The 17,945-nt window shown below is 66.9% G+C and carries 14 protein-coding genes; 9 read left to right on the forward strand and 5 right to left on the reverse strand.

The features are described 5' to 3' along the window. Positions 1–41: 41 nt before the first annotated feature. The 7 genes from VFE28_15325 to VFE28_15355 all read left to right on the forward strand — a co-directional run bounded on the left by VFE28_15325 (position 42) and on the right by VFE28_15355 (position 10,272). Positions 42–1,265, forward strand: coding sequence for an ATP-binding protein (locus tag VFE28_15325; protein HZM17370.1), 1,224 nt, complete (start codon positions 42–44; stop codon positions 1,263–1,265). Further along, on the forward strand, positions 1,265–1,630 hold the full coding sequence (locus VFE28_15330; GenBank protein ID HZM17371.1) for a response regulator: 366 nt from the start codon (positions 1,265–1,267) through the stop codon (positions 1,628–1,630). The genes VFE28_15325 and VFE28_15330 overlap by 1 nt, the downstream gene beginning before the upstream one ends. 30 nt (positions 1,631–1,660) lie before the next feature. Then, complete coding sequence (locus tag VFE28_15335; protein HZM17372.1) at positions 1,661–2,350, forward strand: response regulator transcription factor; 690 nt, start codon at positions 1,661–1,663, stop codon at positions 2,348–2,350. 106 nt (positions 2,351–2,456) lie between these two features. Continuing rightward, on the forward strand, positions 2,457–4,133 hold the full coding sequence (locus VFE28_15340) for a choice-of-anchor Q domain-containing protein (GenBank protein ID HZM17373.1): 1,677 nt from the start codon (positions 2,457–2,459) through the stop codon (positions 4,131–4,133). A 125-nt stretch (positions 4,134–4,258) separates the two neighbouring features. Continuing rightward, positions 4,259–6,280, forward strand: coding sequence for a TonB-dependent receptor (locus VFE28_15345; GenBank protein ID HZM17374.1), 2,022 nt, complete (start codon positions 4,259–4,261; stop codon positions 6,278–6,280). Between the two features lie 242 nt (positions 6,281–6,522). Then, positions 6,523–9,789: an Ig-like domain-containing protein gene (locus VFE28_15350; GenBank protein HZM17375.1), complete on the forward strand. Its 3,267-nt coding sequence runs from the start codon at positions 6,523–6,525 to the stop codon at positions 9,787–9,789. A 132-nt stretch (positions 9,790–9,921) separates the two neighbouring features. Beyond that, positions 9,922–10,272: an STAS domain-containing protein gene (locus VFE28_15355; GenBank protein ID HZM17376.1), complete on the forward strand. Its 351-nt coding sequence runs from the start codon at positions 9,922–9,924 to the stop codon at positions 10,270–10,272. Between the two features lie 63 nt (positions 10,273–10,335). Here VFE28_15355 and VFE28_15360 read toward each other — a convergent pair whose 3' ends face one another. The 4 genes from VFE28_15360 to senB all read right to left on the reverse strand — a co-directional run bounded on the left by VFE28_15360 (position 10,336) and on the right by senB (position 13,683). Further along, positions 10,336–10,821: a hypothetical protein gene (locus VFE28_15360; protein ID HZM17377.1), complete on the reverse strand. Its 486-nt coding sequence runs from the start codon at positions 10,819–10,821 to the stop codon at positions 10,336–10,338. 149 nt (positions 10,822–10,970) lie between these two features. Next, on the reverse strand, positions 10,971–11,963 hold the full coding sequence (locus VFE28_15365; protein HZM17378.1) for a transglutaminase domain-containing protein: 993 nt from the start codon (positions 11,961–11,963) through the stop codon (positions 10,971–10,973). A 44-nt stretch (positions 11,964–12,007) separates the two neighbouring features. Further along, the gene (locus VFE28_15370; GenBank protein HZM17379.1) at positions 12,008–12,463 is read right to left on the reverse strand and encodes a hypothetical protein; all 456 of its coding nucleotides are present in this window, start codon (positions 12,461–12,463) and stop codon (positions 12,008–12,010) included. A gap of 170 nt (positions 12,464–12,633) precedes the next feature. Further along, entirely contained in the window at positions 12,634–13,683 is a 1,050-nt protein-coding gene (gene senB / locus VFE28_15375; protein ID HZM17380.1) for a selenoneine biosynthesis selenosugar synthase SenB, read from the reverse strand. Between the two features lie 78 nt (positions 13,684–13,761). Here senB and senA point away from each other — a divergent pair, with 78 nt between their 5' ends. After that, complete coding sequence (gene senA / locus VFE28_15380; protein ID HZM17381.1) at positions 13,762–15,111, forward strand: selenoneine synthase SenA; 1,350 nt, start codon at positions 13,762–13,764, stop codon at positions 15,109–15,111. A 33-nt stretch (positions 15,112–15,144) separates the two neighbouring features. Here senA and acs read toward each other — a convergent pair whose 3' ends face one another. Then, on the reverse strand, positions 15,145–17,106 hold the full coding sequence (acs, locus tag VFE28_15385; protein ID HZM17382.1) for an acetate--CoA ligase: 1,962 nt from the start codon (positions 17,104–17,106) through the stop codon (positions 15,145–15,147). Between the two features lie 283 nt (positions 17,107–17,389). Here acs and VFE28_15390 point away from each other — a divergent pair. Continuing rightward, the coding region (locus VFE28_15390) for a sialidase family protein (protein ID HZM17383.1) at positions 17,390–17,945 on the forward strand (556 nt) is incomplete at its 3' end.

A 17,945-nucleotide genomic window follows, 5' to 3' on the forward strand; every position in this document is an offset into this window, starting at 1 on the left:
GAGTTGCTGGCCGCGGAGTCTCCGGCCGGAAGGACGCAGCGATGCTCGATCGACGGGCCCATGATCGAGTGCCCGGGGCCGCTCCGGCAGCGCCCACCGCAGCGGGTGCAGAACTCCGGCTGCTGCTGCTGGAAGATGCCGCCACCGACGCCGAGCTGGTGCAGGCGGAGCTCCGCCGCGCTGGGCTGCGCTTCACCTGGCGGCGGGTCGAAGACCGCCGCAGCTTCCTGCAGGAGCTCGACGATTTCCTCCCCGACGCGATCTTGGCGGACTATCTCCTGCCACAGTTCTCCGCCCTCGAAGCCCTGGAGCTGCTTCGCGGGCGAGGTGCCCAGGTCCCCTTCATCCTGGTGACGGGAACGCAGACCGAGGAGATCGCGGTGGAGTGCATGCGCGCCGGCGCAGACGATTACATCTTGAAGGGCAGCCTCACTCGTTTGCCCGCGGCGCTGCTTCAGGCCCTGCGCAAGGGGGAAATGGAGCGCGAGAAGACGCGCGCCGAAGACGAGCTGCAGCAGGCGCAGCTGCAGCTGCTGCAGGCGGCGAAGTTGGAGTCTGTGGGGCGCCTCGCTGCAGGGGTCGCTCACGAGGTCAAGAACCCGCTCACGACCTTGCTCATGGGCGTCGAATACCTCCAAAGGCACCTGGTCGATGCAGGCCCGGAGATGGTCGACGTCCTGCGCGACATGGAGGAAGCGGTCAAGCGCGGGAACCAGGTCATCCTCGGTCTCCTGGACTTCTCGGCGCCGCGGGCCTTGGAGTTGCAACAGGAGAAACTCGAGGAGCTCATCGAGGAGTCCCTGGCGCTCGTGAAGCACGAATGTGTGAAGACTCGGACGACCATCGTGCGGCTGCTGGCGCCGGACTTGCCGCTTCTGAAGCTCGACCGCAACAAGATCGAGCAGGTGTTCGTCAACCTGTTCTTGAATGCCATGCAGGCGATGCCGGAGGGCGGCACGCTCACCGTGCGCGCCCATGCCACCGGTCGGGCCGAACCCCCGGCCCGTTGCCAAGTCATGGTGCAGGTGGAGGACACGGGCGTCGGCATCCCGGCGGAGAATCTGCCACGGATCTTCGAACCTTTCTTCACCACCAAGCGCGCGCGCCGCGCCGCCGGCCTCGGGCTGGCCGTGGTGCGGAGGATCGTGGACATGCACAGGGGCACGATTCAGGTAGGCAACCGCACGGAAGGGGGCGTCCGCGTGACCCTGGGATTTGGCTGCGACGACAACGATCGCCCTACGGGCGCCGGCGAAGGGAGCTGATGACGACGAAGCGGATCCTGGTGCTGGACGACGAGGTGAGCATGACGAGGCTGTTGAAGCTCCACCTCGAGGACACGGGCCGTTACGAGGTCCGGGTGGAGAACCACGCACACCGGGCGCTGCCTGCGGCGCTGGAGTTTCGCCCCGATCTCATCCTCCTGGATCTCGTCATGCCGGAGATGGGAGGCGAGGAGATCTTCAAGGCTCTCCGCGCCCGCGACGAACTGCGTCGCGTTCCGGTGTTGCTGCTCACCGCCAGCGGGCAGGACCAGCAAAGAACCCACGGCGTCGCGGGGCTGCCTTGGATCTCGAAGCCGGTGCGAGCCGGGGAGCTGATCGAGCACATCGATCGTCAACTGGCCTGAAGGAGACCGCCGCCGGCGGACAGAGGTACGATGAGGATCTTGGTCGCCGAGGACGACACCGGGGTGGCCGGTTTCATCCGGCGCGGACTGAAGGAGCAGCAGTTTGCCGTGGACGTGGTGGCCGACGGCGAAGATGCCCTGCACCTGGCAAAGACACAGTCCTACGACGCCATCGTCCTCGACCTGCTGCTCCCCGGTCGGAACGGCCTGGAGGTTTTGCGTGAGCTGCGGCAGGCGGGGAACTCTGCGCCGGTCCTGATCCTCACTGCCAAGGGCAACGTGGAGAGCAAAGTGGCTGGCTTGAACGCCGGGGCCGACGATTACTTGACCAAACCTTTCCACTTCGAGGAGCTGCTGGCACGCCTGCGAGCCCTGCTTCGCCGTCAGGGTCCGGCGACGCCTACGGTGCTGCGCTTGGCGGACCTCGAAGTCGATCAGCTGCGTCACGCAGTCGGCCGGGGTGGGAAGAAGCTGGACCTGACCCACCGGGAATACGAGGTCCTGGAATTCCTCATGCGGCACGCCGGAAACATCGTGACCCGGACGATGCTCATGGAGCACGTGTGGGAATACAACTTCGACCCCATGTCCAACGTCGTCGACGTCCACATTTCGCGTCTGCGCAGCAAGGTCGATGGCGGCTTCTCCCTCAAGCTGCTACACACGATTCGTGGCACCGGTTACAGCCTGCGTCTGCCCGATGACAACGAGGACGGCTAGAGGCGCGACCCGATGCCCGCCGCTCCTCTGGCACCGCGCTTCATGAAGAAGCCTTAATGCCTGCCCGAGCGGCCCCCTGGTACTATCTCCGCGGAGGTCGATCCATATGCCAGCCTTGGCAGCGCTCGCCGCGTGCCGCCGTTCCGTCACCGGCGCCGCGCTCATCGCCTCTGTCACGCTCTCTCCGGGCGGGCTTCTCGCCGCGGTGATCCAGGTTCCTGGCCAGCACACCACCATCCAATCCGGGATCGCTGCTGCCGCCCCCGGCGACACGGTTCTGGTCGCGAACGGGACCTACACCGGCGCCGGTAACCGCGACCTCTCGTTCGGCGGCAAGAACATCGTCGTGCGCTCCGCCGGCGGCCCCGCGTCGTGCTTTATCGACGCCGGCAACGCCGGCCGCGGTTTCGTCTTCACGGGCGCCGAGCCACCCAGCGCCCGCCTCGAGGGTTTCACCATCACGCGCGGTTTCCACGCGAGCGCCGGTGGCGGCATCTATGTCTCCGGCAGCAACGTGACCATCGCCGACTGCATCGTGGTGAACAACGGCACGGGCCAGGGTGCCGCCGGTACCTCCGGTGTGCCAGGGGGCGACGGCGGCGACGGCGGCGGCGCTTACGTCACCAGCGGGGCGCCGACTTTCCTGCGCTGTACCATCGATGCCAACCACACCGGCGCCGGCGGCGCCGGCTACGTCAGCGCTTCCGGCCCCGGCGGGAGCTCCGGAGGTCACGGGGGTTCCGGCGGCGGCATCCACGTCGGCCTGGGCTGTGCGGTCAAGCTCACGAACTGCATCGTCACCGGGAACACGAGCGGCGCCGGCGGCCAAGGTGGAAGCTCGGTCGTGTGTGTGCCGCCTCTTGGCTGCCAGACGTTCGGGGAGAACGGCGGCAGGGGCGGCGACGGCGCCGGTCTCTACAACGAATCGATGGTGGAAGCGGTGAACTGCTTGTTCGCAGGCAACCAGACCGGACAAGGCGGCGCCGCAGGTTTCGGCTCCGGCCTGCCGTTGCCGAGCCCGGGGCGCGGCGGCGACGGCGCCGCCTGGCATGGTGGGTTGGTCGACAGCAAGGTCGTCAATTGCACCGTGGCCGCCAACCTCGCGGCGCCGGCCGGTCCAGCCGGGCAGCCCGCCGGCACAGGCGGCGGCATTCTCGGCAGTCCCACCGTCGTCAACTCGATCCTCTGGGGTAACAACTCTACGGCAGTTGGTCCGCTGGCCCAAGTCACCTACAGCGACATCGAGGGCGGTTTCGCAGGGACCGGCAACCTTGCCGTCGATCCGCTCTTCGTCGCCCCTCTCGGCGGCAACTTCCGTCTCCAGACCTTCTCGCCCTGCGTCGACGCGGGCAACAATGCCGCGGTGCCGGTCGGCTCGACGACGGATCTGGATGGCCACCCCCGCATCGTCGACGGCAACTTGAACGGGACGGCCGAAGTCGACATGGGGGCCTACGACATGGACCCCAAGACGAGCGGGACCGGCGCGGAGTGGATGGTGCCGACGGCCATCGTCGCCGCCTTCGAGCCCGCCAACGGCGGCCCCGTGCGCGTCCACTATCGTATCGGTCCGCTCGGAGCCACGGCCCGGCTGGACGTCTACGACGTCACCGGACGCCACGTTGCAGTCCTGGCGCAGGAATGGCACGCTGCCGGCGAATATACGCGCCGGTGGGAGCGCCGGACCGCCGCCGGAACGCCCGCGGCCCGAGGGATCTACTTCGTCCACCTGTCGGCGGCCGGGGTGCAAGACACCAAGAAGCTCCTTCTCCTCCGGCGTTGAGCTGTCTCCCTCGGCCGATTCGAATCGAGACGCCCCGGCCCCGGAGGAGCATGGAGTCCTGCGCCGGAACCCCGAGCCCATCGCTGCGCCCGCACATCAGGGGCTGGAAGTCTCGGATCACCCCGATGGTTCTCGCCTTGCTGCTCCTTGCGGCGGCTCGCCTGCCGAGGTTGGGCGCCCAAGAAACGCCGGCCCAGGGAACTCTACCCAAGGATCTCTCCGAGCTCAGCCTGGAAGAGCTGATGGAGATCGAGGTCACGAGCGTCTCCCGCCGCGAGGAGCCGTTGTTCGAGGCGGCGGCGGCGATCTACGTCCTCACCGCCGAGGATCTGCGCCGGAGCGGCGCCACCAGCGTTGCCGAAGCGCTGCGCCTCGTCCCCGGCCTGCAGGTCGCCAGGACCAACGCCAGCCAGTGGGCCATCACAGCTCGGGGCTTCAACGGCGTGTTCGCGAACATGCTCTTGGCGCTGATCGACGGCCGCAGCATCTACACGCCGCTCTTCGGCGGCATCTATTGGGACGTTCAGGACGTCCCGCTGGAAGACATCGATCGTATCGAGATCATCCGTGGTCCGGGCGCCACCTTGTGGGGGGCCAACGCCGTCAATGGCGTGATCAATATCCGCACCAAGAGCGCCGCGCAGATTCAGGGCTGGTCCGTCGGCGCGGGTGGAGGCACGGAGGAGCTTTTCATGGGGAACGCGCGCTATAGCGGGCGGATCGCCACGGGACTCCACGCCAAGGCCTGGGTGCAGTACCACGAACACGACGATTTCGTCGAACCGGACGGACAGGATGCTGCCGATGGCTGGGACCTCGGACATGGTGGTTTCGGCCTGGACTGGGCGCTGGGAGCCACCCACCTGCTGTCGTTCCAGGGGGAAATCTACGCCGGCGACATGGGGAACACCATGACGCTCGCGACGCCCTCGCCGCCCTTCGTCGCCACTACCGAAAGCACCACCGAGGTCGGCGGTGGACACTTCCTGGGCAGGTGGGTCCAGGCGCAGTCGCCGCGCTCGCGCACGACGCTGCAGGGCACCTTCGATCGCACCGAGCGCCGGGGCCCTCTCCTGGATGAGGAACGCAACACGCTGGATTTCGACTTCGAGCACGAGCTCGGCGTGGCGAGCCGGCAGCAGCTGGTGTGGGGCTTGGGCTACAGGCTGACACGAGACGACATCGGCAACAACTTCGTCTTCAGTCTCCAGCCGCCGCAACGCAGCGACGATCTCTTCAGCGCCTTCCTCCAGGACGAGATCGCTCTCGTTCCCCAGAGGCTCCGGCTCACGCTGGGATCGAAATTCGAGCACAACGAATACACCGGGTTCGAGGTCCAGCCGAGCGTGCGGCTGCTCGCCACACCGGACTCGCAACTCACCGCGTGGGGCGCCGTGTCGCGCGCCGTGCGCACGCCGACGCGGGTCGAGTCCGACGTGCGCCTGGTCGTCGGCGCTTTCCAGGACACGACGCTGCACCTCATCGCGCTCACCGGCAACCCGGAACTCGAATCGGACGAGCTCCTCGCCTGGGAGGCGGGTTTCCGCCTGCTGCCGGTGCCGTGGTTCTTCCTCGATACGGCAGCCTTCTACAACGACTACGACCAGCTGGTCACGGTGGAGCCCGAGTCCCCCCGCAGCGAAGGCACGCCGCCCCCTGCGCATGTCCTCCATCCCCTTCGCTTTGCCAACCTCGGCTCGGCCCGCACCTGGGGAGTGGAGGTGGTCGCGCACTGGCAGGCGACGGAGCGCGTGCGTTTCCACGCCGGCTACACCCGGCTCGAGGTGGACATCGACCGCGATCCGTCCAGCCTGGACAGGAGTAGCGACGCCGCCGAGGCCAACGATCCGGAGCACCAGTTCCAGGTCCGATTGCAGCTCGATTTGCCCCAGCGCCTGGACCTAGACGCCGCGGTCTACTACGTGAGCGAGCTGCCCGGCGTCGAGGCGCTGCGACTCCCGGCCGTTCCCGCCTACACGCGGCTGGATCTGCGACTCGAGTGGCGTGCGGCCCCGCAAGTGCAGCTCTGCGTCACCGGGCAGAATCTCCTCGAGCCGAAGCACCCGGAGTTCCGCGGCATCATCACCAGCTCCAGAGCCACCGAGGTGCAGCGCGGCGTCTACGCCAAGGCGTCTTGGCGCTACTGAGGTTCGTTGCCGTTTGGCAGCTCGAGTACGACCTCGGGTGATTTTTCGCAATTCGTTTGTTCCCCTTTGTCATATGTTTTTGTGCTGCGCAAAATGACCCAATCGTTATTGTTGCGAAATCTCTGGGCATCATGCAAAAATAAGCCATGGCGTCGGCAATCATGCCCAGCAGCTACGGGACGGCGCAGCATTGCCGGGAGCGCGGATCGCGCGCCGCACGCGCATTGCTGGTTTGCACACTCGTGTTTCTGCCTTGCACGCTGCTGGGTGCGCGCGCTTGGGGAGCAGGGGATGCAACCGGCGGCTCCAGGTCCATCGAAGCCAACGAGACCATCATCTTCTCGGTCACCGGCGACATCCCTTACAGCAACAGCGAAGTGACCGTCTTCCAAGAGCAGGTCGACGAGCACAATCTCTTCAGTCCCTCGGAGTTGTTGTTCCATGTAGGCGACATCAAGTCGGGCAGCGAGAGCTGTTCCGAGTCGCGTTACCGTACCGTCGCCGATATTCTCAAATCCTCCGACGTGCCGGCGTACATCGTCCCGGGCGACAACGAGACCACCGATTGCTCGAGCCCATCCACAGGCATGACCTACTGGAACAGGTACTTCTTGGATCTCGAATTGAATTGGCCCTGCTCGTCTTCCACGTCGCGGCAGAGCGGGCGCCGGGAGAACTTCGCCTTCGTCAAGAAGGGGATCCTCTTCGTCGGCATCAACCTCGTGGGCGGGAGCAACTCCAGCACCATCATGCAAAACGACGCCAGCTGGGTGAGCCAACAGCTGCAGCAGCAGGTTGCCAACGTGCGCGGCGCCGTCATTGTCGCTCAGGCCGGCCCCGGGGGCAATCGCAGCACCTTCTTCACCCCCTTCGTCAGCGCCGCCAAGACCTTCGCCAAGCCCATTCTCTTCATCCACGGAGACGGCCACAGCTGGATCAAGGACAAGCCCTTCTCCGCCAGCAACGTCACGCGCGTACAGGTCGAGGCGGGAGGGAATGAGATCCCGGTGCAGGTGACGGCGCCGCTGTCGTTGACGGACTTCGTGTTCCTGCGCAATCCATGGGACAGCCACTCGAGCCCCGTGTCCCGGCCCCCTTGCACGAGCGGGCCGCCCCCGACGCTCACGATCTCCGATGCCAGCGTCGATGAAGGGAATGCGGGCACGGTGAACGCCGTGTTCACGGTGACGCTGGCCAATCCGAGTGGCACGAGTGTGAGCGTGAACTACGCGACGGCGAACGGGTCGGCGCAATCGAGCCAGGACTACACCTCGACGTCCGGCTCGCTCTCGTTCAGCGGCTCCACGACCTCGAGGACCGTCTCCGTGGTGATCCAGGGCGATACCGTCGACGAAACCGACGAGACCTTCTTCGTGAACCTCTCGAGTCCGAGCAACGCCACGCTGGCCGACGGACAGGGCCTGGGGACGATCCGTGACGACGACGGCGGCAGCACCCCGCCCGGAAGCACCGTCGTCCTCACGCCTGTCGCCGACGCCCACATCCTGGTGGGGAGCACGAGCAACTTTGGAAGCGCGACGGAGCTGCGCGTCAAAGCGGACGCCAGCATCTACCACGCCTATCTCAAGTTCCAGATCTCCGGCGTGGGCGCCGTACAGGCTGCTCACCTGCGTCTTTTCGTCACCGATGCCACGAGCGTCGCCGGCACCGTGCATTCCGTTTCGAACAACTATGAAGGTACGTCCACGGCGTGGCAGGAGTCGGGTCTGAACGGGAGCAACGCCCCCAGCATCACCGCGCCGGCGCTCGCCTCGCTCGGGAGCACCGCGACGGGCACCTGGATCGAGTTCGACGTCAGCGCCGCGATCGCCGGCAACGGCACTTACAGCTTGGCGCTGCAGAGCCCGGCCACCGACAGCGGCTATTACAGCTCGAAGGAAGGAACGAATCCGCCGCAGCTCGTGCTGGACCTGCAGAGCTCCACTCCGAGCAACTCGCCCCCCGTGGCGAGCAACGACAGCTATACCGTGGTCGAGGACAACGTTCTCAGCGTCACGGCACCGGGAGTGCTCGGCGACGACAACGACCCCGACGGCGATCCGTTGACCGCGGTGGTGGTCACCTCCCCCGCCCACGGCAGCCTGTCTTTGCAGGGCAACGGTGCCTTCACCTACACGCCGCAGGCCAACTACAACGGCAGCGATGCCTTCACCTACGAAGCGCGGGATGGCCGGGGGGGCACGGACCAGGCCAACGTCGCCCTCACCGTGACGTCCCAGCCCGACGCACCGGTGGCGGCGGGGGAGAGCTACACCGTCCAGAGCGGCGGCAGTCTCGACATCCCCGCTCCGGGCGTGCTCGGGAATGACAGCGACGCCGACGGAGATGCCCTGACGGCGGTGCTCGGCGCGAATGTGGCGCATGGCAGCCTGCTGCTGCGCAGCGACGGTTCCTTCACCTATTCGCCGAGTGCGGGCTTCAGCGGCTCGGACCAGTTCACCTACCGCGCCAGGGACGCCAGCCTGCAGAGCGTCGAGACCACGGTGGCGCTCTCCGTGAGCGGCTCTGGTTCTGGTTCGGGACCTGTCACCTTCAGGGACGTGCAGACGGGTGGCTCCATAGCTCTGGCCACGGTGTCCACCACCGGCACGGTGAGCGGTGTCGCGGGAGATCTCTTCCTCGCCTGCATCGGCACCAAGCCGAGCCGTAGCGTCACCGGCGTCAGCGGTCTCGGTCTCAGCTGGTCCCTTGTCCGAGCCCAGTGCGGTGGCCGTGGCCAGACCGGCATCGAGATCTGGATGGCCCGCGGCACACCGAACCCCAGCAGCGTGACGGCAACGTTCGCCTCTTCGCCACAAGGCGCCACGATCGCAGTGGCCCGCTATGCCGGGAGCAATGCCTCGTCACCCATCGGGAACGTTGTCTCGGGGAACACGAACGGTGTGGGCGCGGCCTGCAGCAACGGCATCGACACGCCGTCCTATTCCTTCCCGGCTTCCACGCAAACTGGCATGACGCTCTTCGGAGCCATCTCGTGTCGGGATCATGCCCACACACCAGGGAGCGGTTGGACGGAGCGGGCGGAGTTCCACCACGGCGCGAGCGGCAGCGTGGCGGGAGTGGCCGTCGTCGACCGCCAGGCCGCCGCGAGTTCGCAAACGTTCGACGGCACCTTCGATGGCACGACGGATTGGTCCGCCATCGCCGTGGAAATCCGTGGTGCTGGCCCTGCAGCGAAGACGGCAACGACCGAGGGCGCCGAGGTGACGACCTTCACGCGACTCGAACGCATCATGCCCAATCCGGCTGGCCAGTTCGCCACCCTGGCCTTCGAACTCTCCGCGGGGGGACCAGTGGAGATCGCGGTCTTCAATGTCCGCGGCCAGCGCCTGCGCACCTTGGCTCAGGACGTCCACCCGGCTGGGCGCTACCAGGTGCGCTGGGACTTGCAGGATGCCGCCGGTCAGCGCGTTCCCGCCGGTGTCTACTTCATTCAAGCCCACCTCGGCAGCCGGTTGCTGCAGCAGAAGCTCGTCGTCCAGCGCTAGCGAGCCGGTCGGAATGCAGTGATTCCAAGCAGTTGGGGTGTTCGCCGACTTCCGGGTCCGGCTCCTGCTTGCCAAAGCTGATATGCTGGGCAAGTCCGCGATGAGGGACGCTTCTGAGCCGAAGGAGAACGCATGGGGCTGGACGTCGAGCGTCTGGGAGACGTGGTCGTGGTCATTCCCGAAGGAATGCTCAAAGGGGGCAAGGAGACGGAGGATCTCCGCAACGCGCTGCGGAAGCTGGTGGACGACGGGGAGAAGAAGATCCTGCTCGACCTCGCCCGCACTTCCTACATGAGCAGCATGCCCTTCGGCGTCCTTGCCTCGGTGCACCGGAGCGCGGTGAGCAGCGACGTGCAGTTCTGCCTCTGCAGCGTCAACGAGCGCATCCAAAAGGTGTGGTCGAGCATCCTCAACCTGGTGAAGCCGCCGCTCGAGCTCTACGAGACGCGAGCGGAAGCGCTCCACGCTCTCTCCCGTCGCTGAGCGACAGGGTGCTCTCGTCGCGAGCCCCGCTGCGCCTGGCCTACCAACCCGACACGGCACGGATCATCGATACCGGCATTTGACCTGTGCCCAGGTGGGAGCCTTGGCGGGGACCGGAGCCTCAATGCAATAGACGTGTAGATCCGGAGCGGAAAGGGCAGTGAAGTCGAGACCCACGGGATCGGCCGGCACGAGGTAGCGGGGGCCGCTCCCCAAAGGCAAGGTCTCGACGGTGGTGACCCGCACTCCCTTCACGCAACCGACGAGCCGCGAGCCGCGGTCGAAGATGCCGGTGAGAAGGAGGCTCGTGCGAGCCAAGCTCGCCACGTCGAGATGCATCACGTGCGCCGAGAAGCCGGCGTCGGTCACGATGCTGCCATAGGTCGGGGGAACGACATAGTTCGCCGTGGGCTCCACCACGATGGCTCCGGAGGCCTGGAGCGAAGGCGCCGACCAGGTCGCGCTCTGCAGCGTCCAATCATCGTGCCACTCGGCCAGGATGGGATCGTCGCAGGTGACCTGCACCACGGTGCCCGGGGTGACCGCCACCGCCTCCGCCTCCCGCGAGCAGAACCGCGACGCCTGGGTAAGCGAGGCCACAGCCTGTGGTGGTGAGAGCGAGTGCCCAGAGAGATCCCCCAAGTCGGCCCACGTCGCGCGCCTTCATGAGCATCACCTCTTGCTCGCTAGCAGCTCCTTTACGTCTTGAGCTCGGAGAAGGAGAAGCTCCGCTGCACCTGCTCGTGCTGCGTTCCGTCCACCTCGACGTACGGATAGACGAAGAAGTTGAGCCGCGTCGCGGCGGGGGGCTCGAGCTGCAGGTCGCGCCCGCGGGTGAACTCGACGCGGTTGGCGTCGAGGCCGCCGAAGAAGGCCTCGCGCTTCTCCGGATGCTTGCTCGCCTCGGAGCTGTCCACCGGCAGCCAGCCGATGCCCTCCACGTACATCTCGGCCCAGCAGTGGTATCCCGGGATCTCCCCGGAGGTCTTGTCCTCCGGCAGCGGGAAGCCCATGACGAAGCGCGCCGGGATGCCGCTCGCCCGGGCCAGACCGATGATGAGCGAGTGGAAGTCGGTGCAGTTGCCCTTGCGAGCGTCGCAGGCGTAGAGCGCGTCGCCGCGCCCCCAGCCTTGGCCGCTCTTGTCGTAGGTCATGGTCGTGGTGACGTAATCGTAGATGGCGCGGGCCTTGTCGATCGGCGTGGTGGCGTCGCGCGTCACCTGGCTCGCCAGCGAAGCGATGATTCCGTCGATCGGCACGAGGGCGTTCGCTTGCAGGTCATCGGCTTCCGGGGGCCTAGGGTCGGCGCCCGCGTGCTTGTCCGAGAGCACGTTGTAGGCCTGGCGCGCCACCCGGGCGGCGAACTGGAGCTCCAACGTCCGAGGCAGTGGAGCCTTCGCGCTCAGGTGCAGCACCCGGTTGCCGTAATGCTTCTCTTGCGTGATCTGATACTCGAGAGGACAGGTCACCTGCAGATCGAGCACTTCTTGATGCCGGTCGGTCCGGGGCACGGGAACCCAGAGGGACAGGGTGTGGGCGCCCTCGGGGATGTCGTTCACCACCAACGAATAGGTGAAGAGAAAGGTGCGGGCCGCCGTGTCTTCCTGCTGCTGGGCCTGCTTGGCGGCGCAGCCGAGCAGCGACACGGCGAGCCACAAGGCGACAGCAGGAATCGAACGGCGCGGATGCATTCTCGCCTCCCTCGACAGTGGGAAACCCGTGGGTGCGTGGCGGCTCAGATCTTCACCTTGCTCCATGTCCCGTTCTCTTCCTTCCAGTTGTAACGCGGCTTGCCGGCCTGCTTGTGGATGGCGACCTCGGTGGTTTCGATGCCCTTTTCGCCTTGCTTCATGAAGAAGTCGAGATCGTAGACCGTGCCGTCCGTTGCCTTCATATCCGTGCAGGCGAAATAGACGCCGTTCCCCAGGGACGCCAGACGCTCCTTGTGCACCTGGACCAGCGTCAGCTGCAGGACCCCCTTCGTCTGCGGATCGAGGATGAGGAAGGCACCACCCTTCAGCTTCGCATCGTTCTGGATGTAGGCGGTGATCGCCTCGGCCAAGGTGTCCAGGGTCATTTCCGTCTTTGGGTGCTCCTGCGCCGACTTCGGGTGTTCCGGGTGCTCCTGTGCCAGCGCGCTGGTGCCAAGAGCCAGGAGTAGAACAAGCAGAGCGAGAATGGGGCGTCGCATGAGTTCCCTCCACGACAGGATCGGGTGTGGAATCGGAACCGCCTCGAGGCATCGATCCTAACACCCGGGACGCGGGGGAAGCACGGGCGCAGTGGGGAGCCGCCGGGCGGGGTCGTTGCTCTGGGCTGGCGCTCCGCATGGGTGCTCTAGGGGACGACGCGAATTTGGAATCAGGGGGTCCCCGAGCGGTGGGGACGACGCGGCGACGCCGCCGCCGGCCCGAGAACCTGGGACAACAGTGCTCGCCAGGCGGCGCGCTCGCGGGCCGGGCTGAAGCGCGGCGCCAGCCGTCGCAGTCGACGGCGGAGGTCGGCCCTGAACGCAGCATCACTCTCTAGGCGCTGCAGCAAGGTGGCGAGGCCGTCGGTGTCGCCCACCTCGAAATAACCCGGGTAGTCGTACCCCAGGAGGCCGAGACTGCCGGGGATCCGCGAGGCGAGCACGGGGACGTGGGCCACCGCGGCCTCGGAGAGCACATTCGCCCCGCCTTCCAGGCGCGAACTGAGAACGAGGCCCTGGCTTCTCGCCAGCAGTCGAAGCGCCGATGCATGGGACAAGTCACCGAGCCAGCGATAGCGCCGGTTGCGCTGCATTTCCCGGCGCGCCCGGCGAGCGAACGAGTCCGTGAGCGCCCGCCCGGCGTGGACGATGCGAAGCCGCGACTCCGACGGCAAGCGCCGCGCCGCCAGCGCCGCCCGTAACGGGTCCTTCACCGCCCGCATGTGTCCGAGCACCGCGACATCGAAACGGCCATCGGCGCCAGCCCGCCGCCGGCGCCGAGGAGCTTGTGCCGATTGCAGGATCACGTGGACTTTTCTTCGGACCCCTTGGGGGAGGCTCTCGAGGCCGAGCGGTTGGAGGAGGACGAGGGCCGAGGAGCGGCGCAACACTTCCTGGGCACGAGCGGACCGTCGCAGATCCCGGTACAGATCGGTGCCCGTGAGGGCGGTCACGAAGGGGCGGCCGCTGCGGGCGAAACGGAGCGCCGCCGCGGCGGTCTTGCTGGCATGAAGGGCGATCAGAAGGTCACCGCTCAGGTCACCGGAGCTTCCCGCGCGGGAGCGCCGGGAGTTCTGGCGGGAAACGATGCGGACGCGATGACCGAGCTCGCGCAGCCGCTGGGCCCAGCGGGCTACGGTGACGCCGTTGCCATTGTGTGCGGCCGGCAAAGAGGGCGTGACCATTGTAATCTGCAGCACGATCGGGAAGGATACCGGCATCGGCTCGCGGCCGCTACTCCCAAGATGGAACAGGGTCTGGAGCCGCGCGAGAAGCCGAGAGTCGGCGAGGAGAACGAAGTGACGACCACGAGCCGGCGAGGCTCCAACAGGCGAGAGGGTCCGGACACCGGCCTGACCGTCGAGTCGATCGAGCGCGATTTGCAGGAGGCGCGCCAGCGCACGCTGGATCTGGTCGAGGACTTGAGCGACGAGCAGCTCCTCGGCCCGCGTCTCGCGATCGTGAACCCGATGCTCTGGGAGATCGGGCACCTGGCCTGGTTCCAGTCGCACTGGGTCCTACGGCACCTGCGCGGGCTCGCGCTCTCCCGCCCCGACGCCGACGCCCTCTACGACTCCTTCAAGGTAGCGCACGACATACGTTGGGATTTGCCGCTCCCGACCCGCGCCGAAACGCTGCGCTACATGGGGACCGAGCTGGAGCGCGCTCTCGAAGCGCTCCATGCCGAGCCCCTGAACGCGAAGTCCGCCTACTTCCACCGTCTCGTCCTCTACCACGAGGACATGCACGACGAAGCCTTCACCTACACACGACAGACCCTCGGCTACCCAGCGCCCCGGTTCACGTCGCCGGCGCCGCTCCCGGCCGCCGCGCCGGCCGCGGCAGCCGGTGCGGTGGAAGTCCCGGGCGGCACCTTCACTCTCGGGGCAGCGCCCGGGACACCCTTCGTCTTCGACAACGAGAAGTGGGGACACCCGGTGCAGCTGCAGCCGTTCAAGATCGCGCGGACGGCGGTGAGCGAAGGCGAGTTCGCCGCCTTCGTCGATGCAGGCGGCTACGAGCGGCGCGAGTTCTGGGAGGAAGAAGGCTGGGCCTGGCGCGAAGCCGCGGCGGCGGCGCATCCGGTGTACTGGCGGCGCACGGCGGGTGGCTGGGAACGGCGCCTCTTCGACCGCTGGCAGCCGCTCGCGCCGGAGCAGGCCATCATCCACGTGAACTGGTACGAAGCCTCGGCGTACTGCCGCTGGGCGAAGAAACGCCTGCCGACCGAAGCAGAGTGGGAGGCAGCCGCGTCGGGGAGTCGAGGCGCCGGAGTGCTCGCGGCCGCGAAGCGCCCGCACCCCTGGGGCGAGGCAAATCCGACGCCGGAACACGCCAATCTCGATGGTGCTCGCCGCGGCGTCATCGCCGCCGACGCTTTGCCCCTCGGCGACAGTGCTTTCGGCTGCCGGCAAATGTGGGGGAACGTTTGGGAATGGACCTCCACTCCCTTCGCTCCCTACCCGGGTTTTGTCGAGGATCCCTACAAGGAGTACTCGGCGCCCTGGTTCGACGGCAAGCACATGGTGCTCCGGGGCGGCTGCTGGGCGACGCGCGCCCGGCTGCTGCGCGATACCTGGCGCAACTTCTACACCCGCGACCGTCGCGACGTCTTCGCTGGCTTCAGAACCGCCGAGTCGCTCGAGTGAGCCACCTGCGCCGGGTGCCAACGAAAGTCTGTTTCAGCTCGCCGTCGCCGTCGTCGCTTTGTGTTCCTGGATGAGTCGATCGACGACATCGGGATCCGCGAGGGTGCTCGTGTCCCCCATGCCGTCGTACTGCCCGGCTGCGATCTGGCGCAGGATGCGGCGCATGATCTTGCCGCTCCGGGTCTTGGGGAGGCCGCTGGCGATGTGCACCACGTCCGGGGAAGCGAAGGCGCCGATGGCGTGGCGCACTTGCTCCTTCAGCGCCCCTTGGAGTTGCTCGGGTTCGCGGTCGTCGTAGCCCGCCGCCAGCAGCACGTAGGCGTAGATGCCCTGGCCCTTGATCGCGTGGGGAAAGCCGACGACGGCGGCCTCGGCCACGGCGTCGTGGGCCACGAGAGCGCTCTCGATCTCTGCGCTCCCCAGACGGTGACCGGCGACGTTGAGCACGTCGTCGATGCGCCCGGTGATCCAGTAGAAGCCGTCTTCGTCGCGCCGGCAGCCGTCGCCGGTGAAGTAGATGCCTTTGAAGCGCGAGAAGTACTGCTCCTTGAAACGCTGATGATCCCCCCACACCGTGCGCGCCTGGCCGGGCCAGGGCGAGCCCAGGCAGAGGGCGCCGGAAACGCCGTTCCCTTCCAGTACCCGGCCGTCGTTGGGATCGACGACGAGCGGCTGGACGCCGAAGAAGGGCAAGGTCGCCGAGCCCGGTTTCGTTGGCGTCACGCCCGGGAGCGGGGTGATCGCGATGCCGCCGGTTTCCGTCTGCCACCAGGTGTCCACCACGGCGCAGCGCCCCTCGCCGACGACGTCGTGGTACCAGCGCCAGATCTCGGGATTGATCGGTTCACCCACCGTGCCCAGGATGCGCAAACTCTTGCGTTGGTAACGCTGCACCCACTCGTCCCCGGCCTGCGCGATGGCCCGGAGCGCAGTCGGTGCGGTGTAGAAGATCTGGATGCCGAGATCGTCGACCATGCGCCAGTAGCGACCCGGATCGGGGTGGGTGGGCACGGATTCGAACATCACCGTGGTGCCGCCGTTGGCGAGCGGCCCGTAGACGATGTAGCTGTGTCCAGTGATCCAGCCGACATCGGCGGCGCAGCAGTAGATGTCGCCCGGGTGGTAGTCGAACACCAGCCGGTGGCTGAGCGCGGCGTACACCAGGTAGCCGCCGGTGGTGTGCAGGAGGCCCTTGGGTTTGCCAGTGCTCCCCGAGGTGTAAAGGATGAAGAGCGGATCCTCAGCGTCCATCCAGGCGACCGTGCAGGTGGAGCGCTGCTTCTGCATCTCCTCGTCCAGCCAGAAGTCGCGCCCTGCCTGCATCGGCACCGCGTGCTCGGTGCGCCGGGCGACGAGAACGGTCTCTACCGACGCCATGCCCTCGATGGCGCGGTCGGCGATGGCCTTGAGCGGGATCCGGCGGCCGCCGCGCAGGCCCTCGTTGGCCGTGAGCAGCACCCGGCAGTTAGCGTCGACAATGCGATCGCGGAGGGATTCGGCGCTGAAGCCGCCGAAGACCACGGAGTGCACCGCGCCGATGCGGGCGCAGGCGAGCATGGCGTACACCGTTTCCGGGATCATGGGCATGTAGATGCAAACCCGGTCTCCCTTGCGCACGCCGTGGACGCGGAGGACGTTGGCCAAGCGACAGACGTTGTGCTTGAGGTCGCGGTAGGTGATGTGCTGGTAGACGCCCGGTTCGTCGGCGGCCCAGATGAGGGCGGTGCGGTCGGCGTGCGTTTCCATGTGGCGGTCCACGCAGTTGAAGCAGGCGTTCAGGCGCCCTCCCGAAAACCAGGCGAAATCGATCTCTTCCAGATCGGCGTCGAAGACCTTGTGCCAAGGGTGGAACCAATCGAGCGTCTTGGCCTGTTCGCTCCAGAACCACTCCGGACTGTCGATGGAAAGACGGTAGAGCCGCTTGTACTCCTCCATGGACTGGAGGTGGGCGCGGTCGCGTATATGCCGCTTCACATCGTAGATGTCCTGGCTCACGTGGACCTCCGGGTGGCCGGATGGGACCGGCGGAAGAGGCGGAAGTCTAAACCGGACCGCGCGGTGCAGTCCACCGGGGGCTCAGACGCTGCCGCTGTCCTGACGCCGGCACGGAATTCGCTGCGACCGAGACACCGCCGATTCGAGGGAAGGGAGCACCATGTGCACCATTCTGGGAAGGCGTCGGGGAATCGGGGAACGCACACCTCTTCGCCTGTCCACCTTCGCCGGTCTCCTGGCATCGTCCCTGTCGCTCGCTGCAACGCCAGCCGCCGATCATTCCGTGGACCAAAGCACGCGTCATGCCGAGGCGGAGCGGCCGCGGCATCCATACATGCCCGGTCCGGGCACGCCGCCACCAGAATACCGGCCGCAGCTCGCGGCGCCTTCTGTGGGACCCTATGTCAGCATCCAGGCGAACACGGACGCCTGCGGCCTCAATATCCCTGGCGACGCCGCCAACGAGCCGTGCCTCGCGGTCGATCCGCACGCACCCAATCGCATGGTGATTGGCTGGCGGCAGTTCGACAACGTCGCCTCGGACTTTCGGCAAAACGGCTGGGCCTACAGCCGGGACGGCGGTCGGAACTGGGTGTTTTCGGGAGCGGTGCAGCCGGGAGAGTTCCGCAGCGATCCGGTCACGGCCGTGGATGCGGACGGCGTCTTCTACTACATGACGCTCGGCGTCAATGTGCAGAGCCCGCCCTCGGGTTTCTTCTGCCAGCTCTTCCGCAGCACCGACGGTGGTGCGAGCTGGGTCGGCCCGGTTCCCGCTTTCGGAGGCGACAAGGAATGGATGGCCATCGACCGGAGCGGCGGACCGGGTGACGGGCACATCT

This window comes from Candidatus Krumholzibacteriia bacterium, assembly GCA_035649275.1.
Taxonomy (GTDB): Bacteria; Krumholzibacteriota; Krumholzibacteriia.

What these genes read in the sequence shown, in the direction of transcription:
- VFE28_15325 (HZM17370.1), top strand. Translation starts at nt 42, where the DNA reads ATGCTCGATCGACGGGCCCATGATCGAGTGCCCGGGGCCGCTCCGGCA.
- VFE28_15330 (HZM17371.1), top strand. Translation starts at nt 1,265, where the DNA reads ATGACGACGAAGCGGATCCTGGTGCTGGACGACGAGGTGAGCATGACG.
- VFE28_15335 (HZM17372.1), top strand. Translation starts at nt 1,661, where the DNA reads ATGAGGATCTTGGTCGCCGAGGACGACACCGGGGTGGCCGGTTTCATC.
- VFE28_15340 (HZM17373.1), top strand. Translation starts at nt 2,457, where the DNA reads ATGCCAGCCTTGGCAGCGCTCGCCGCGTGCCGCCGTTCCGTCACCGGC.
- VFE28_15345 (HZM17374.1), top strand. Translation starts at nt 4,259, where the DNA reads ATGGTTCTCGCCTTGCTGCTCCTTGCGGCGGCTCGCCTGCCGAGGTTG.
- VFE28_15355 (HZM17376.1), top strand. Translation starts at nt 9,922, where the DNA reads ATGGGGCTGGACGTCGAGCGTCTGGGAGACGTGGTCGTGGTCATTCCC.
- VFE28_15365 (HZM17378.1), bottom strand. Translation starts at nt 11,963, where the DNA reads ATGCATCCGCGCCGTTCGATTCCTGCTGTCGCCTTGTGGCTCGCCGTG.
- VFE28_15370 (HZM17379.1), bottom strand. Translation starts at nt 12,463, where the DNA reads ATGCGACGCCCCATTCTCGCTCTGCTTGTTCTACTCCTGGCTCTTGGC.
- senB (HZM17380.1), bottom strand. Translation starts at nt 13,683, where the DNA reads ATGCCGGTATCCTTCCCGATCGTGCTGCAGATTACAATGGTCACGCCC.